Genomic DNA, 16860 nt, shown 5'->3' with positions numbered 1-16860 from the left:
GATACCCGATAGTGGGTATCAATGACAAAATGTTTTGAACGTTGTCCCGTATAGTTGTTGTTTTGCACAAATATTTGAAATTTTATATGTGAAGTTGAGGTAAGCCATGTCGACGCCGGATCATCGCTCCGTAAATTTTTTTAGCCTTTTTCGTCGGGGGCAACATTACTCAAAGACGTGGCCAATGGAAAAGCGCCTTGCACCCGTCTTTGTTGAGAACCGCGTGATTCGGATGACACGTTACGCTATTCGCTTTATGCCGCCGATCGCTATCTTTACCCTGTGCTGGCAGATAGCACTGGGCGGCCAGTTAGGGCCTGCCGTCGCCACCGCGTTGTTCGCGCTCAGCCTGCCGATGCAGGGGCTGTGGTGGTTAGGGAAGCGTTCCGTCACGCCGCTGCCGCCCTCGATCCTGAACTGGTTTTATGAAGTCAGAGGCAAATTACAGGAGGCGGGGCAAGCGCTCTCCCCGGTTGAAGGGAAGCCGGATTACCAGGCGTTAGCTGACACGCTTAAGCGTGCCTTCAAACAACTGGATAAAACTTTCCTTGATGATTTGTAATTGCCCCCTGATTACGCATATAAAAGAAGGCATATTAATGCCTTCTTTTTTTTCACCGTTGTAGAGTGATACAGGAGTCCCAAATGGAAATGACCAACGCTCAACGTCTTATTTTGTCTAATCAATACAAAATGATGACTATGCTCGATCCAACTAACGCCGAGCGTTATCGTCGTCTGCAGACGATCATTGAACGCGGTTACGGTCTGCAGATGCGCGAACTGGATCGGGAATTTGGCGAGCTGAAAGAGGAAACCTGTCGTACGGTTATCGACATCATGGAGATGTATCACGCTCTGCATGTCTCTTGGGCCAACCTGAAAGATGCGCAAAGTATTGATGAACGTCGGGTAACCTTCCTGGGCTTTGATGCCGCAACGGAAGCGCGCTATCTCGGTTATGTTCGCTTTATGGTGAATGTGGAAGGACGTTACACCCATTTTGATGCCGGCACGCACGGTTTCAACGCGCAGACCCCAATGTGGGAAAAATACCAGCGGATGTTAAGCGCGTGGCATGCCTGCCCGCGTCAGTATCATTTGAGCGCCAACGAAATCAACCAAATCATCAATGCCTGAGGAGGTGAACGTGCAATGCAAGGGCTTTCTGTTTGACCTGGATGGAACGCTGGTTGACTCGTTACCTGCTGTGGAACGTGCATGGTGTAACTGGGCCGATCGTTTTGGGCTGACGCATGACGAAGTGTTAAGTTTTGTTCATGGCAAGCAGGCGATTACCTCTTTGCGCCATTTCATGGTGGGCAAACCTGAGGCGGAAATCGCTGCGGAGTTTACGCGTCTGGAGCAAATAGAAGCGACAGAAACGGCGGGCATCACCGCGCTGCCAGGTGCGGTTGCGCTGCTTAACCATCTGAACAAGGCCGGGATCCCGTGGGCAATTGTAACATCAGGGTCGATGCCGGTTGCGCGCGCACGTCACCAGGTGGCCAACCTGCCAGCCCCGGAGGTTTTCGTGACCGCTGAGCGGGTCAAACGTGGTAAGCCGGAGCCGGATGCTTATCTGCTCGGCGCGCAACTGCTTGGTTTAGCGCCGCACGAATGTGCGGTGGTGGAGGATGCCCCTGCGGGCGTGCTCTCGGGACTCGCCGCAGGCTGCCATGTTATCGCAGTAAATGCCCCGGCGGATACGCCGCGTCTGGATGAGGTCGATTTCACCCTGACCAGCCTGGAGCAGCTTTCGGTGACCAAACAACCGAATGGTGATGTGGTTGTATTAAGAAATACCTGATCATGATTTAGCCCCGGCTTGTCGGGGCTTTTTTATGGCAGAATCATTCCATCTTCTCATCTGACAAGGATAGGTTGTGAACGGTGAATTGATCTGGGTTCTCTCGCTGTTGGCGATTGCTGTGATTTTGTTTGCGACGGGCAGAGTGCGTATGGACGCGGTAGCTCTGTTTGTCATCGTAGCCTTTGTTCTCAGTGGCACACTGACCCTTACTGAGGCTTTTTCGGGATTCAGCGACCCTAATGTGGTGTTGATTGCCGCGCTGTTTATCATCGGTGACGGGCTGGTACGCACCGGCGTGGCGACCGTCATGGGCACCTGGCTGGTGAAAATGGCGGGCAGTAGCGAAATCAAAATGCTGGTCCTGCTGATGCTGACCGTTGCCGGGCTGGGCGCGTTTATGAGTTCAACCGGCGTCGTTGCTATCTTTATTCCCGTGGTACTCAGCGTCTCGATGCGTATGCAAACGTCGCCGTCGCGCCTGATGATGCCGCTCAGTTTCGCCGGGCTTATCAGCGGCATGATGACGCTGGTGGCCACCCCGCCCAACCTGGTCGTTAACAGTGAATTGTTGCGCGAAGGCTATGCCGGTTTCAGCTTCTTCAGCGTCACGCCTATCGGCCTCGTCGTGCTGGTGCTGGGCATTATCTATATGCTGCTGATGCGCTTTATGCTCAAAGGCGACAATCCACAACAGCAGCGAGATAGCTGGAAACGTCGCACCTTTCGCGATCTGATCAAAGAATATCGCCTGACAGGGCGCGCGCGTCGACTGGCGATTCGTCCGGGGTCACCGATGATCGGTCAACGCCTCGACGATCTTAAACTGCGTGAGCGCTATGGCGCCAACGTGATCGGCGTCGAACGCTGGCGGCGTTTTCGGCGGGTGATCGTAAACGTGAATGGGGTATCGGAGTTTCGCGCCCGTGACGTGTTACTGATTGACATGTCCGCCGCTGATGTCGATCTCCGTGAATTTTGTAGCGAGCAATTGCTGGAGCCAATGGTGCTGCGTGGGGAGTATTTCTCTGACCAGGCGCTGGATGTGGGAATGGCGGAAATCTCGCTGATCCCGGAATCGGAGTTGATTGGCAAGTCGGTGCGGGAAATCGGTTTTCGTACCCGCTATGGGCTGAATGTGGTTGGCCTGAAACGTGACGGCGTGGCGATCGAAGGTTCGCTTGCCGATGAGCCGCTGCTGATGGGCGATATTATCCTGGTCGTCGGTAACTGGAAACTGATCGGGATGCTGGCAAAGCAGGGGCGAGATTTTGTCGCGCTGAACCTGCCAGAAGAGGTAAGCGAGGCTTCCCCGGCGCACAGCCAGGCCCCGCACGCGATTTTTTGTCTGGTGCTGATGGTCGCGCTGATGCTGACTGACGAAATTCCTAATCCCATCGCGGCGATTATTGCCTGTCTGTTGATGGGAAAATTTCGCTGTATTGATGCCGAAAGCGCCTACAAAGCCATTCACTGGCCCAGTATCATTTTGATCGTCGGCATGATGCCTTTTGCGCTGGCGCTGCAAAAAACCGGTGGTGTGGATCTGGTCGTGAAAGGATTGATGGACGTGGGCGGCGGTTATGGCCCGTACATGATGCTGGGCTGTCTGTTTGCGCTGTGCGCGACCATTGGTCTGTTTATCTCGAATACCGCGACGGCGGTATTAATGGCGCCGATTGCGTTGGCGGCGGCGAAGTCGATGGGCGTTTCTCCCTATCCCTTTGCGATGGTGATCGCGATGGCGGCCTCGGCGGCCTTTATGACGCCGGTTTCATCACCGGTCAACACGCTGGTGTTAGGACCAGGGAATTACAGCTTTAGCGATTTTATTAAGTTGGGCGTACCGTTCACCATTATCGTTATGGCGGTATGCGTGGTGATGATCCCGATGTTGTTTCCGTTTTAATGTTGTATCGCATTGCCGGATGGTGCTGACACGCATCCGGCAAACCGTTACAGCGGAGAGTCCTGGCTAATTTCATCGAGAGACAGGTGAAAACTGGGGACGAAGACTTCCATAAAGTAATCCATCTCTGGGCTGCGGCGTGACTCCAGCGTTTTTTCCAGTCGCGTCTTTGCCAGCAGGAATTCATTATTCCCTGCCGACAACTCTTCCAGACACTTCAGATACGCACACAGCGCATCGGCCTGTTTCACAATCGACTTTTCATCTTCGCTATATGCATGCTCATCAATCAGCGGGGCAAAAATATCCCGCAGCTCATCGGGCACCATATCGACCAGTTTCTGCTGAGCGATTTTCTCAATAGCCTTATATTCCTGGGCGATTTGCGAATTGAAATATTTTACCGGCGTGGGCAGATCCCCGGTCAGCACTTCTGACGCATCGTGATACATCGCCAACAGCGCAATGCGTTCGGCATTAACCTGACCGGCAAACTTACGGTTTTTGATCGCCGCCAGCGCGTGGGCCACCATCGCGACCTGGAGACTGTGCTCAGAGACGTTTTCTGTGCGCACATTGCGCATTAAAGGCCAACGGTTAATGAGTTTGAGGCGGGAGAGGTGGGCAAAAAAATGGCTCTGCTTCATAGTGACCTTTTCATGATGACAACCTGGAGGTCATTGTGCGCAGAGAAGGCCGCCGGATGCAAATGCTCGTCATACTTCACGTTGCAGGACAAAACACCCTGGGTGTTTTGTCCTGCAACGCATTTTGGATTAAAGCTGGTGATATCCCGACAAGAAACGTGCAAATTTGCTCAGCGACATCTCTATGTCGTCGATGCGGGGCAGGGTGACGATGCGCACGTGATCCGGCCACGGCCAGTTAAATGCCGTCCCCTGAACCAGCAGGACTTTTTCCTGTAACAGAAAATCGAGCACCATTTTCTGGTCGTCATGAATATTGAAGCGCTTCGCGTCAATTTTCGGGAACATATACAGCGCACCGCGCGGCTTCACGCAGGAGACGCCCGGAATATCGTTGATCAATTCCCAGGCGCGATTGCGCTGCTCATACAGACGACCGCCGGGCATGATGAATTCACTGATACTCTGGTAACCGCCCAGCGCCGTCTGAATGGCATGCTGTGCCGGCACGTTGGCGCAAAGACGCATCGATGCCAGCATTTCCAGCCCTTCGATATAACCTTTCGCATGCTTCTTCGGCCCGTTGAGAACCATCCAGCCCTGACGGAAACCGGCCACGCGATAGGTTTTGGACAGGCCGTTAAAGGTCACGGTCAGTAGATCCGGTGCCATCGCGGCGATGGAATGGTGCTCGGCGTCGTCATACAGGATCTTATCGTAGATCTCATCGGCAAAAATAATGAGATCATTCTGCCGCGCGATCTCGACGATCTCCATCAACAGCTCTTTGGAATAAACCGCGCCGGTCGGGTTGTTCGGGTTAATGATGACGATCCCACGGGTACGCGGCGTGATTTTGGCGCGGATGTCATCAAGGTCCGGGAACCAGTCGGATGATTCATCGCACAGGTAATGCACCGCATTGCCGCCGGAAAGCGCGACCGCCGCCGTCCACAGCGGATAATCCGGCGCGGGCACCAGCATTTCGTCCCCACTGTTCAGTAATGCATGCATCGCCTGCACGATCAGTTCTGAAACGCCATTACCGATGTAGATATCTTCGACGGTGACGTCACGCATGCCACGCGCCTGATAGTGCTGCATGATGGCTTTACGCGCGGAATAGAGGCCTTTGGAATCGGAATAACCTTGTGCAGTAGGCAGATTACGGATGACATCCACCAGAATTTCATCGGGGGCGTCAAAGCCAAAAGGGGCGGGGTTACCAATGTTCAGTTTCAGAACCTTATTGCCTTCTTCTTCAAGGCGTTTCGCTTCCTTCAGAACAGGACCGCGGATGTCATAACAGACGTTATCTAATTTGCTGGATTTCTCAATGGGGGACATGAACCTTGACCTTTATGCTGTTATCACCACTTCCTGCCGTGGAAGTCAGTTTGGAACAATGTACTCCCCCAGCGGGGCGTTTTGAAGGCTTTGCAGAAGAAGATTTTGCTGAATGGTGACGTGCTATTGTGCTGTCATTAACTGATTTTTACGTAATATATAGAGATAAAAATAGGTTATTCCGATTTTTATAGCATGATATTGCGATTTTTGCGTTCGCGGGTGGCCGATTCTCTTGCTTACAAAAAGGTTCAGCGCCCGTGAAATTTCGGGGAGAATTCTGACGTCATTTAATAATTCGTAAATACTGAAAGATTAATCACTGCCCGTGTTACCGGGATGTACGGGAACCCTGGCGGTGTAAATCTAATGTTAAGCAGGATTTATGAATGACCTGGAATCTCATTAATTATTATTTAATAATTAAAAAGGCTTTACGCAAGGCGCGAATAATAGCGAGTTGATTTGAGAAACATAACAAAACTTTGCATCAGATTATTCGCATTAATGCTTATAAATAAAAAGGTTTTAGGTTAAGATACGCATGATGAAATGACATGTGGCCGCATGATTTGTTAATATCCCGAATGGGTTTTTGTGGCTAACTTACTGCCATGTATGCTTATTTCTCGTTGATGTATGCCCGGTTCCATTCTTTACATTTACACTTTTTACATCCAGAAAATGGCAGAAATCTACATAGGCTTTAATAGGTCAGCCCGTTCTTAACGAAATAACCTGAGAGTTCGCGTAAGGTATTATTACGTAAGAAAGAGGGTAGCATTTCGCCAGTCACATGATATACCTATTTACTTTCACCTGCTGTCAGCGGGTGACTCTGCTAAGGAAGCGCATTACAAACGGAATTGCTTGATTTTGTATGCACAGCATTAACAAGCTCAGTATGAGCCGCCAGTAAGTGAAAAATTATGATAAATGCAAATCGTCCGATAATTAACCTCGACCTCGATCTGCTGAGAACATTTGTTGCTGTTGCCGATCTGAACACATTTGCAGCAGCAGCTGCAGCGGTGTGTCGTACTCAGTCTGCGGTGAGCCAACAGATGCAGCGCCTCGAACAGCTCGTGGGAAAAGAACTCTTCGCTCGTCACGGTCGTAACAAACTGTTGACTGAACACGGCATTCAGCTTTTGGGTTACGCCAGAAAAATCCTACGTTTCAATGATGAGGCCTGCTCATCATTGATGTTCAGCAATCTTCAGGGAGTATTAACTATCGGGGCTTCGGATGAATCCGCCGATACGATACTGCCTTTCCTCCTGAATCGCATTAGCTCGGTTTATCCGAAGCTTGCGCTGGATGTCAGAGTGAAGCGAAATGCCTTCATGCTCGATATGCTGAAATCGCAAGAGGTGGATCTGATCGTCACCACTAACCGTCCCGGACCGTTTGAGAGCCTGACGCTGCGTACCTCGCCGACACACTGGTACTGTGCCGCAGAGTATGTGCTGCAAAAGGGCGAACCGGTTCCGCTGGTGTTGTTGGATGATCCCAGTCCGTTCCGTGATGTGGTTCTTGCCACCCTGAATGCGGCGAACATCCCCTGGCGACTGGCCTATGTGGCGTCGACATTGCCGGCCGTGCGCGCGGCGGTGAAAGCTGGTCTTGGCGTGACGGCGCGTCCGGTAGAAATGATGAGCCCGGATCTACGCGTGCTGGGGGCTGTTGACGGATTACCGCCGTTGCCGGACACCGAATACCTGCTGTGCCGTGACCCGGCCTCGAAGAACGATCTGGCGCAGGTTATCTATCAGGCGATGGATACCTGGCAGAATCCGTGGCAGTACAGCCCGATTACCCCAGAAGGGGGAGATGATTCCGTGCTGGTCCAGGGAGACTATGAGTAACGGGTCACAAAAAAAGCATTAAAAAGGGCAAGTGTAAAAAAGAGCCACTGGAGATTAAAAAACATCCAGTGGTTCTTTTTTTGTACTAATATCCTTAACGGGCAGGAGGAAAAAGGTAAAAATCCTCATAAATCAGCGAGTAGACGTTGCGATTAAAAAATGCGTAAAAAAGAAGCGAAATTCGCAGGTCAACCCTCTCATGTTAAAAAACGAGAGAAATTGTTGCTGTTTTTTGAGGTGGATTAACAAAAGCGTGTCACAGATCAAGAAAATACTCCCTTTTAGGGGAAGGCTTTTGGATCAATTCCTGTCAAAATAGGCGCGTTTTTTTCTACTTACTTCACAACGGACACGATTCAACAACATCCCCATTTAGCCTGTGAATCGATCGACACGGTGCTAAAGCGCATTAAATGTTAAGGGTGTTGTTATCATGTAAATTAATGTGAGGAAACTTTTGTTAAAGTTGACAAAAGGTTATAGAAAGGAGTAAAAAAACCCCATCAATTGGCTGTCTAAAACATTTTCTGCAGCGATTGTAAGGTTTTTTTTATTCCTCCCCATGAATCGATGTGGCGTTCATCTGCCGAAAAGAGCAGAGAATTTGGCGCTACTTTTGATGAGTAAGCAATGAGTATGTCAACATCCACTGAAGTCATCGCTCATCACTGGGCATTCGCTATCTTTCTTATTGTTGCCATTGGCCTGTGCTGCCTGATGCTTATCGGCGGTTGGTTTTTAGGCGGTCGCGCACGCGCGAGGTCAAAAAACACCCCGTTTGAATCAGGTATCGACTCGGTCGGCACCGCCCGCTTACGCCTGTCTGCCAAGTTTTATCTGGTAGCCATGTTCTTCGTTATCTTCGACGTTGAAGCGCTGTATCTGTTCGCATGGTCGACCTCTATCCGCGAAAGCGGTTGGGTAGGCTTTGTGGAAGCTGCAATTTTTATTTTTGTGTTACTGGCAGGTCTGGTTTATCTGGTGCGTATTGGCGCGCTGGACTGGACGCCCGCGCGTTCACGCCGCGAGCGTATGAACCCGGAAACGAACAGTATCGCTAATCGTCAACGCTAACCGCGAGGCATTAAGATGGATTATACGCTCACCCGCATAGATCCTAACGGTGAGAATGACCGTTACCCCCTGCAAAAACAGGAGATCGTAACCGACCCCCTGGAACAGGAAGTTAACAAGAACGTGTTCATGGGCAAACTGCATGACATGGTTAACTGGGGTCGCAAAAACTCAATCTGGCCTTATAACTTCGGCCTTTCCTGCTGCTACGTAGAGATGGTGACCTCGTTCACCGCCGTACATGACGTGGCGCGCTTTGGCGCGGAAGTCCTGCGTGCTTCACCACGTCAGGCTGACTTGATGGTGGTAGCGGGGACCTGCTTTACCAAAATGGCGCCGGTCATTCAGCGTCTTTACGATCAGATGCTGGAGCCGAAATGGGTCATTTCCATGGGCGCATGTGCCAACTCCGGCGGTATGTACGATATTTATTCGGTAGTGCAGGGCGTTGATAAGTTTATCCCTGTGGATGTTTACATCCCGGGTTGCCCGCCGCGTCCGGAAGCGTACATGCAGGCGTTAATGCTGTTGCAGGATTCCATTGGCAAAGAACGTCGTCCGCTCTCCTGGGTGGTTGGCGATCAGGGCGTTTATCGCGCCAACATGCAGTCAGAGCGCGAGCGTAAACGCGGCGAACGCATTGCAGTAACGAATCTGCGTACACCAGACGAGATTTAATTTGCGCCTGTCGGCAGCAGCATTTTACTTCGCCTATCACTACATAAATCGCGCGAAGCTCTGTCGACAGTCACCACGGACCATTTGCAATGGTGAACAATATGACCGACTTAACCGCGCAAGAAGCCGCATGGCAGACCCGGGATCACCTTGATGACCCGGTCATCGGCGAACTGCGCAACCGTTTTGGGCCGGATGCCTTTACCGTTCAGGCGACTCGCACCGGGGTACCCGTTGTTTGGGTCAAGCGTGAACAATTACTGGAAGTGGGCGATTTCTTAAAGAGGTTGCCGAAACCTTACGTCATGCTGTTTGACTTACACGGCATGGACGAACGTCTGCGCACACACCGCGAAGGGTTACCCGCCGCGGATTTTTCCGTTTTCTACCACCTGATTTCCATTGAACGCAATCGCGATATCATGCTCAAGGTGGCCTTGTCTGAAAACGACCTGCGTGTACCGACCTTCACCAAACTGTTCCCGAACGCTAACTGGTATGAGCGTGAAACCTGGGACATGTTTGGTATTGAATTTGACGGACACCCGCACCTGACGCGTCTGTTGATGCCGCCAACCTGGAAAGGCCATCCGCTGCGTAAAGACTACCCGGCGCGTGCTACCGAATTCGATCCGTTTGAGCTGACCAAAGCGAAGCAGGATCTGGAAATGGAAGCGCTGACCTTCAAACCGGAAGACTGGGGCATGCAGCGTGGTACCGAAAACGAGGACTTTATGTTCCTCAACCTCGGCCCGAACCACCCGTCTTCACACGGTGCATTCCGTATTGTTCTTCAGCTTGATGGTGAAGAGATTGTCGACTGTGTGCCTGACATCGGTTACCACCACCGTGGTGCTGAAAAGATGGGCGAACGTCAGTCCTGGCATAGCTACATTCCGTATACCGACCGTATCGAATACCTCGGCGGCTGCGTCAACGAGATGCCGTACGTGCTGGCAGTGGAAAAACTGGCGGGCATTACCGTACCGGATCGCGTTAACGTTATCCGCGTGATGCTCTCCGAGCTGTTCCGCATTAACAGCCATCTGCTGTATATCTCGACGTTTATCCAGGACGTCGGCGCCATGACGCCGGTCTTCTTTGCCTTTACCGACCGTCAGAAAATCTACGACATCGTAGAAGCGGTCACCGGCTACCGTATGCACCCGGCCTGGTTCCGTATTGGCGGCGTGGCGCATGACCTGCCGCGCGGCTGGGACAAACTGCTGCGTGAATTCCTCGACTGGATGCCGAAGCGTCTGGCGTCTTACGAGAAAGCCGCACTGCAAAACACCATTCTGAAAGGGCGTTCGCAGGGCGTTGCCGCTTACGGTAAGAAAGAAGCGCTGGACTGGGGCTGCACCGGCGCGGCGCTGCGTGCGACCGGTATTGATTTCGACGTGCGTAAAGCGCGCCCTTACTCTGGCTACGAAAACTTTGACTTTGAAGTGCCGGTTGGCGGCGGGGTTTCCGACTGCTACACCCGCGTAATGCTGAAAGTGGAAGAGCTGCGCCAGAGTCTGCGCATCCTTGAGCAGTGCCTCAACAACATGCCGGAAGGCCCGTTCAAAGCGGATCACCCGTTGACGACGCCGCCGCCGAAAGAGCGCACGCTGCAACATATCGAAACCCTGATCACCCACTTCCTGCAAGTGTCGTGGGGCCCGGTTATGCCGGCGAATGAGTCCTTCCAGATGGTGGAAGCGACTAAGGGTATCAACAGTTACTACCTGACCAGCGATGGCAGCACCATGAGTTATCGTACCCGTATTCGTACCCCGAGCTACGCGCATTTGCAGCAGATCCCGGTGGCAGTACGTGGCAGCCTGGTGTCCGACCTGATCGTCCATCTGGGTAGTATCGATTTTGTTATGTCAGATGTGGACCGCTAATTATGCACGAGAATCAACAACCACAAACCGAGGCTTTTGAGCTGAGTGCGGCAGAGCGTGAAGCCATTGAGCACGAGAAGCACCACTACGAAGACCCGCGTGCGGCGTCCATTGAAGCGCTGAAAATCGTTCAGAAGCAGCGTGGCTGGGTGCCGGACGGTGCGATCCACGCGATCGCCGATGTGCTGGGGATCCCGGCAAGCGATGTCGAAGGTGTTGCGACGTTTTACAGTCAGATCTTCCGCCAGCCGGTGGGTCGCCACGTGATCCGCTATTGCGACAGCGTGGTGTGCCATATCAACGGTTACCAGGGGATTCAGGCTGCGCTGGAGAAAAAGCTCAACATCAAGCCGGGGCAGACGACCTTCGACGGTCGCTTTACGCTGCTGCCGACCTGTTGCCTTGGGAACTGCGACAAAGGGCCGAACATGATGATCGATGAGGATACTCACGCTCACCTGACCCCGGAAGGCATTCCTGAACTGCTGGAGCGGTATAAATGAAAGACATTATCCGTACTCCCGAAACGCATCCGCTGACCTGGCGTCTGCGTGATGATAAACAGCCCGTGTGGCTGGACGAATACCGTAGCAAGAACGGCTACGAAGGTGCGCGTAAGGCGCTGACTGGTCTGTCCCCGGACGAAATCGTCAACCAGGTCAAAGACGCTGGCCTGAAAGGGCGCGGCGGCGCAGGCTTTTCCACCGGTCTGAAGTGGAGCCTGATGCCAAAAGACGAATCCATGAACATCCGCTACCTGCTGTGTAACGCGGATGAAATGGAGCCGGGCACCTATAAAGACCGTTTGCTGATGGAACAGCTGCCGCATCTGCTGGTGGAAGGCATGCTGATCTCCGCGTTTGCGCTAAAAGCGTACCGGGGCTACATCTTCCTGCGCGGTGAATACATTGAAGCCGCCGTGCATCTGCGCCGTGCGATTGCGGAAGCGACCGAAGCCGGTCTGCTCGGCAAAAACATCATGGGCACCGGTTTTGATTTCGAACTGTTTGTTCACACCGGGGCAGGGCGCTACATCTGCGGTGAAGAAACGGCGCTGATCAACTCCCTTGAAGGCCGTCGCGCTAACCCGCGTTCGAAGCCGCCGTTCCCGGCGACCTCCGGCGCATGGGGTAAACCGACCTGCGTCAACAACGTGGAAACGCTGTGTAACGTTCCGGCGATCCTCGCCAACGGCGTGGAGTGGTACCAGAACATTTCGAAGAGCAAAGATGCTGGCACCAAGCTGATGGGCTTCTCGGGTCGCGTGAAGAATCCGGGACTGTGGGAATTGCCGTTCGGTACCACCGCACGTGAGATCCTCGAAGATTACGCGGGCGGCATGCGCGATGGACTGAAGTTCAAAGCCTGGCAGCCTGGCGGCGCGGGAACTGACTTCCTGACCGAAGCGCACCTCGATCTGCCAATGGAATTTGAGAGCATTGGTAAAGCCGGAAGCCGTCTGGGTACCGCGCTGGCAATGGCAGTTGACCATGAGATAGGCATGGTGCCTCTGGTGCGTAACCTGGAAGAGTTCTTTGCTCGTGAATCCTGCGGATGGTGTACGCCATGTCGTGACGGCCTGCCGTGGAGCGTCAAAATTCTGCGTGCGCTGGAGCGTGGCGAAGGCCAGCCTGGGGATATCGAGACACTTGAGCAACTGTGTCGTTTCCTCGGCCCGGGTAAAACCTTCTGTGCACACGCACCGGGCGCGGTTGAGCCGCTACAGAGCGCCATTAAATATTTCCGCGAAGAATTCGAAGCTGGCATTAAGCAGTCGTTCAGCAATACCCACGCGATTGGTGGTATTCAGCCGAACCTGCTGAAAGAGCGCTGGTGATTACAGGCCTCTGAGCCTGTATCGCGATATGAATTTCGATTAACGCTTAGTCTCTGACTAAGCCAACTGGAAGCATGCTGACTATGGCTACGATTCATGTAGACGGCAAAGAATATGAGGTCAACGGAGCGGACAACCTGCTGGAAGCTTGTCTGTCTCTCGGCCTTGATATTCCGTACTTTTGCTGGCATCCGGCGCTGGGAAGCGTTGGTGCTTGCCGCCAGTGTGCGGTGAAGCAATACCAAAACGCGGAAGACACGCGTGGTCGCCTGGTGATGTCTTGTATGACACCGGCAACCGAAGGCACGTTTATTTCGATTGACGACGAAGAAGCGAAACAGTTCCGCGAAAGCGTGGTGGAGTGGTTGATGACCAACCACCCGCACGACTGTCCGGTCTGTGAAGAGGGCGGTAACTGCCACCTTCAGGATATGACCGTGATGACCGGCCACAGTTTCCGTCGCTATCGTTTCACCAAACGTACTCACCGCAACCAGGACCTGGGGCCGTTCATCTCTCATGAAATGAACCGCTGCATCGCCTGTTATCGCTGTGTGCGTTACTACAAAGATTATGCAGACGGTCAGGATCTGGGCGTGTATGGCGCGCACGATAACGTCTACTTCGGACGTCCGGAAGACGGTACCCTGGAGAGTGAATTCTCCGGTAACCTGGTGGAAATCTGCCCGACCGGCGTATTCACCGATAAAACGCATTCCGAACGCTATAACCGTAAATGGGACATGCAGTTTGCGCCGAGCATCTGCCAACAATGTTCCATCGGCTGTAACATCAGCCCGGGTGAGCGTTACGGCGAACTGCGTCGTATCGAAAACCGTTATAACGGGACCGTTAACCACTACTTCCTCTGCGACCGCGGTCGTTTTGGCTATGGTTACGTGAACCTGAAAGACCGTCCGCGTCAGCCAGTACAGCGTCGTGGCGATGACCTGATCACCCTCAACGCCGAACAGGCAATGCAGGGCGCGGCAGATATTCTGCGTCAGTCGAAGAAAGTGATTGGCATCGGCTCACCGCGCGCCAGCGTTGAGAGCAACTTCGCGTTGCGTGAACTGGTCGGGGCGGAAAACTTCTATACCGGGATTGCACAATCCGAGCAGGAACGTCTGCAACTGGCACTGAAGGTGCTGCGTGAAGGCGGTGTGCATACCCCTGCGCTGCGTGATATTGAATCTTACGATGCGGTACTGGTGCTGGGCGAAGACATCACTCAGACCGGCGCTCGCGTTGCACTGGCCGTGCGTCAGGCGGTGAAAGGCAAGGCACGCGAAATGGCGGCAGCCCAGAAAGTGGCTGACTGGCAGATTGCGGCGATCCTCAACATCGGCCAACGCGCGAAGCACCCGCTGTTCGTGACCAATGTGGATAACACCCGTCTGGATGATATCGCGGCCTGGACCTACCGTGCGCCGGTTGAAGATCAGGCGCGTTTAGGCTTCGCGATTGCCCATGCGCTGGACAACAATGCGCCAGCCGTTGACGGCATCAGCAGTGACCTGCAAAACAAAATCGACGTGATCGTCCAGGCGCTGGCGGGGGCGAAAAAACCGCTGATCATTTCCGGTACCAACGCCGGTAGCGCAGAAGTGATTCAGGCGGCTGCCAACGTGGCGAAAGCGCTGAAAGGTCGCGGTGCGGACGTCGGCATCACGATGATTACCCGTTCGGTTAACAGTATGGGTCTGGGCATTATGGGCGGTGGTTCGCTCGACGATGCGCTGACCGAACTGGAAACCGGTCGTGCTGACGCGGTGGTCGTGCTGGAAAACGATCTGCATCGTCATGCGTCGGCAACGCGCGTGAATGCTGCGCTGGCAAAAGCGCCGCTGGTGATGGTGGTTGACCATCAGCGTACGGCGATCATGGAAAACGCCCATCTGGTGCTTTCCGCCGCCAGCTTTGCCGAAAGCGACGGCACGGTCATCAACAACGAAGGCCGTGCTCAGCGTTTCTTCCAGGTTTACGATCCGGCGTACTACGACAGCAATACCATCATGCTGGAAAGCTGGCGCTGGTTGCATTCACTGCACAGCACCGTACAGAACCGCGAAGTGGACTGGACGCAGCTTGACCACGTGATCGACGCGGTCGTCGCCGCGATGCCTGAACTGGCCGGTATTAAAGATGCTGCGCCGGATGCCACCTTCCGCATTCGTGGACAAAAACTGGCGCGTGAGCCGCACCGTTACAGTGGTCGTACGGCGATGCGCGCGAACATCAGCGTTCATGAACCGCGTCAGCCGCAGGACAAAGACACGATGTTTGCCTTCTCAATGGAAGGGAACAACCAGCCGTCTGCGCCGCGTTCACAGATTCCATTTGCCTGGGCGCCGGGCTGGAACTCTCCACAGGCGTGGAACAAGTTCCAGGATGAAGTGGGCGGGAAACTGCGCCATGGCGATCCGGGTGTGCGTCTGATTGAAGCCTCGGAGGGCAGTCTGGATTACTTCACGACGGTTCCTGCAAGCTTCCAGGCCCAGGACGGTCAGTGGCGTATCGCGCCGTACTACCATCTGTTTGGTAGCGATGAACTGTCTCAGCGTGCGCCGGTCTTCCAGAGCCGCATGCCGCAACCGTACATCAAACTCAACCCGGCCGATGCCGCGAAGTTGGGAGTGAATGCCGGTACCCGCGTCTCCTTTAGCTACGATGGCAATACGGTCACGCTGCCGGTTGAAATCGCCGAAGGGCTGACGGCAGGGCAGGTTGGCTTGCCGATGGGCATGCCGGGCATTGCCCCTGTTCTGGCGGGTGCGCGTCTTGAGGATCTGCAGGAGGCACAACAATGAGTTGGATTACACCGGATCTGATCGAAATCCTGCTGACCATCCTCAAAGCGGTGGTGATTCTGCTGGTGGTGGTCACCTGCGGGGCATTCATGAGCTTTGGCGAACGTCGTCTGCTGGGTCTGTTCCAGAACCGTTACGGACCGAACCGTGTAGGCTGGGGTGGTTCGCTCCAGCTGGTTGCGGACATGATCAAGATGTTCTTTAAAGAAGACTGGATCCCGAAATTTTCGGATCGCGTCATCTTTACCCTTGCGCCAATGATCGCCTTTACCTCGCTGCTGCTGGCGTTTGCCATCGTGCCGGTGAGTCCGGGTTGGGTGGTCGCGGATCTGAACATCGGGATCTTGTTCTTCCTGATGATGGCGGGTCTGGCGGTGTATGCGGTGCTGTTCGCCGGTTGGTCGAGCAACAACAAATACTCGCTGTTGGGTGCGATGCGTGCGTCTGCGCAGACGCTCAGCTACGAAGTGTTCCTCGGGCTTTCCCTGATGGGCGTGGTGGCGCAGGCCGGTTCCTTTAACATGACCGACATCGTCAACAGCCAGGCTGATATCTGGAACGTTATTCCGCAGTTCTTTGGTTTTGTCACCTTCGCTATCGCGGGCGTGGCGGTGTGTCACCGTCATCCGTTTGACCAGCCGGAAGCCGAGCAGGAACTGGCCGATGGTTACCACATTGAATACTCCGGGATGAAATTCGGTCTGTTCTTTGTGGGCGAGTACATCGGTATCGTCACCATTTCTGCGCTGATGGTTACCCTGTTCTTCGGTGGCTGGCAGGGCCCGTTCTTACCGCCATTCATCTGGTTCGCGATTAAAACCGCGTTCTTCATGATGATGTTCATTTTGATTCGTGCGTCGTTACCGCGTCCTCGTTATGACCAGGTAATGTCCTTCGGCTGGAAAATCTGCCTGCCGCTGACGCTCATCAACTTGCTGGTAACGGCGGCTGTCATTCTCTGGCAGGCGCAATAAGGGGCACAAAGACC

At 53.7% G+C, this 16860-nt stretch carries 14 protein-coding genes; 12 read left to right on the top strand and 2 right to left on the bottom strand.

The annotated features are described in order from the left end of the window. Nucleotides 1-106 precede the first annotated feature (106 nt). The 4 genes from yfbV (at nucleotide 107) to C2U53_RS27435 (ending at nucleotide 3719) form a co-directional block, all read left to right on the top strand. Nucleotides 107-562 carry a terminus macrodomain insulation protein YfbV gene (yfbV, locus tag C2U53_RS27450; protein ID WP_042317796.1) on the top strand — a complete coding sequence of 152 codons (456 nt, stop codon included), beginning with the start codon at nucleotides 107-109 and terminating at the stop codon, nucleotides 560-562. A gap of 83 nt (nucleotides 563-645) precedes the next feature. Further along, entirely contained in the window at nucleotides 646-1140 is a 495-nt protein-coding gene (locus tag C2U53_RS27445) for a YfbU family protein (RefSeq protein ID WP_042290698.1), read from the top strand. After that, nucleotides 1133-1810 carry a sugar phosphatase gene (locus C2U53_RS27440; RefSeq protein WP_044326791.1) on the top strand — a complete coding sequence of 226 codons (678 nt, stop codon included), beginning with the start codon at nucleotides 1133-1135 and terminating at the stop codon, nucleotides 1808-1810. The genes C2U53_RS27445 and C2U53_RS27440 overlap by 8 nt, the downstream gene beginning before the upstream one ends. Before the next feature lie 76 nt (nucleotides 1811-1886). After that, entirely contained in the window at nucleotides 1887-3719 is a 1833-nt protein-coding gene (locus C2U53_RS27435) for an SLC13 family permease (protein ID WP_043000014.1), read from the top strand. Between the two features lie 47 nt (nucleotides 3720-3766). On the opposite strand, the gene yfbR is transcribed toward C2U53_RS27435, so the two are convergent. Then, nucleotides 3767-4366 carry a 5'-deoxynucleotidase gene (gene yfbR / locus C2U53_RS27430; RefSeq protein ID WP_043000015.1) on the bottom strand — a complete coding sequence of 200 codons (600 nt, stop codon included), beginning with the start codon at nucleotides 4364-4366 and terminating at the stop codon, nucleotides 3767-3769. Between the two features lie 129 nt (nucleotides 4367-4495). Beyond that, nucleotides 4496-5713, bottom strand: a complete 1218-nt coding sequence (gene alaA, locus C2U53_RS27425; protein ID WP_104446755.1) for an alanine transaminase AlaA — start codon at nucleotides 5711-5713, stop codon at nucleotides 4496-4498. Nucleotides 5714-6642: 929 nt separating this feature from the next. On the opposite strand from alaA, the gene lrhA reads away from it, so the two are divergent. From lrhA to nuoH, 8 genes are all read left to right on the top strand, one after another. Next, nucleotides 6643-7581, top strand: a complete 939-nt coding sequence (lrhA, locus tag C2U53_RS27420) for a transcriptional regulator LrhA (protein ID WP_043000017.1) — start codon at nucleotides 6643-6645, stop codon at nucleotides 7579-7581. 630 nt (nucleotides 7582-8211) lie between these two features. Beyond that, nucleotides 8212-8655, top strand: a complete 444-nt coding sequence (gene nuoA, locus C2U53_RS27415) for an NADH-quinone oxidoreductase subunit NuoA (RefSeq protein WP_042317806.1) — start codon at nucleotides 8212-8214, stop codon at nucleotides 8653-8655. Between the two features lie 15 nt (nucleotides 8656-8670). After that, nucleotides 8671-9333: an NADH-quinone oxidoreductase subunit NuoB gene (gene nuoB, locus C2U53_RS27410; protein ID WP_003028075.1), complete on the top strand. Its 663-nt coding sequence runs from the start codon at nucleotides 8671-8673 to the stop codon at nucleotides 9331-9333. An 89-nt stretch (nucleotides 9334-9422) separates the two neighbouring features. Further along, the gene (gene nuoC, locus C2U53_RS27405; protein ID WP_080343264.1) at nucleotides 9423-11225 is read left to right on the top strand and encodes an NADH-quinone oxidoreductase subunit C/D; all 1803 of its coding nucleotides are present in this window, start codon (nucleotides 9423-9425) and stop codon (nucleotides 11223-11225) included. A 2-nt stretch (nucleotides 11226-11227) separates the two neighbouring features. Continuing rightward, entirely contained in the window at nucleotides 11228-11728 is a 501-nt protein-coding gene (gene nuoE / locus C2U53_RS27400; RefSeq protein WP_042317807.1) for an NADH-quinone oxidoreductase subunit NuoE, read from the top strand. Beyond that, a complete protein-coding gene (gene nuoF, locus C2U53_RS27395) occupies nucleotides 11725-13062 on the top strand; it encodes an NADH-quinone oxidoreductase subunit NuoF (protein WP_042317808.1) in 1338 nt (445 codons plus the stop codon). Before nuoE ends, nuoF begins: the two co-directional genes overlap by 4 nt. Before the next feature lie 83 nt (nucleotides 13063-13145). Further along, nucleotides 13146-15872 carry an NADH-quinone oxidoreductase subunit NuoG gene (gene nuoG, locus C2U53_RS27390; protein ID WP_044258732.1) on the top strand — a complete coding sequence of 909 codons (2727 nt, stop codon included), beginning with the start codon at nucleotides 13146-13148 and terminating at the stop codon, nucleotides 15870-15872. Then, a complete protein-coding gene (nuoH, locus tag C2U53_RS27385; RefSeq protein WP_043000018.1) occupies nucleotides 15869-16846 on the top strand; it encodes an NADH-quinone oxidoreductase subunit NuoH in 978 nt (325 codons plus the stop codon). The genes nuoG and nuoH overlap by 4 nt, the downstream gene beginning before the upstream one ends. The last annotated feature ends 14 nt before the right edge of the window (nucleotides 16847-16860 follow it).

The organism is Citrobacter sp. CFNIH10 (assembly GCF_002934585.1).
Lineage (GTDB): Bacteria > Pseudomonadota > Gammaproteobacteria > Enterobacterales > Enterobacteriaceae > Citrobacter_A > Citrobacter_A amalonaticus.
The sequence above is the reverse complement of the archived record's forward strand: the minus strand, read 5'-3'. Positions and strand labels throughout refer to the sequence as shown.

What these genes read in the sequence shown, in the direction of transcription:
- yfbV (WP_042317796.1), top strand. Translation starts at nt 107, where the DNA reads ATGTCGACGCCGGATCATCGCTCCGTAAATTTTTTTAGCCTTTTTCGT.
- C2U53_RS27445 (WP_042290698.1), top strand. Translation starts at nt 646, where the DNA reads ATGGAAATGACCAACGCTCAACGTCTTATTTTGTCTAATCAATACAAA.
- C2U53_RS27440 (WP_044326791.1), top strand. Translation starts at nt 1,133, where the DNA reads ATGCCTGAGGAGGTGAACGTGCAATGCAAGGGCTTTCTGTTTGACCTG.
- yfbR (WP_043000015.1), bottom strand. Translation starts at nt 4,366, where the DNA reads ATGAAGCAGAGCCATTTTTTTGCCCACCTCTCCCGCCTCAAACTCATT.
- alaA (WP_104446755.1), bottom strand. Translation starts at nt 5,713, where the DNA reads ATGTCCCCCATTGAGAAATCCAGCAAATTAGATAACGTCTGTTATGAC.
- lrhA (WP_043000017.1), top strand. Translation starts at nt 6,643, where the DNA reads ATGATAAATGCAAATCGTCCGATAATTAACCTCGACCTCGATCTGCTG.
- nuoA (WP_042317806.1), top strand. Translation starts at nt 8,212, where the DNA reads ATGAGTATGTCAACATCCACTGAAGTCATCGCTCATCACTGGGCATTC.
- nuoB (WP_003028075.1), top strand. Translation starts at nt 8,671, where the DNA reads ATGGATTATACGCTCACCCGCATAGATCCTAACGGTGAGAATGACCGT.
- nuoC (WP_080343264.1), top strand. Translation starts at nt 9,423, where the DNA reads ATGGTGAACAATATGACCGACTTAACCGCGCAAGAAGCCGCATGGCAG.
- nuoE (WP_042317807.1), top strand. Translation starts at nt 11,228, where the DNA reads ATGCACGAGAATCAACAACCACAAACCGAGGCTTTTGAGCTGAGTGCG.
- nuoF (WP_042317808.1), top strand. Translation starts at nt 11,725, where the DNA reads ATGAAAGACATTATCCGTACTCCCGAAACGCATCCGCTGACCTGGCGT.
- nuoG (WP_044258732.1), top strand. Translation starts at nt 13,146, where the DNA reads ATGGCTACGATTCATGTAGACGGCAAAGAATATGAGGTCAACGGAGCG.
- nuoH (WP_043000018.1), top strand. Translation starts at nt 15,869, where the DNA reads ATGAGTTGGATTACACCGGATCTGATCGAAATCCTGCTGACCATCCTC.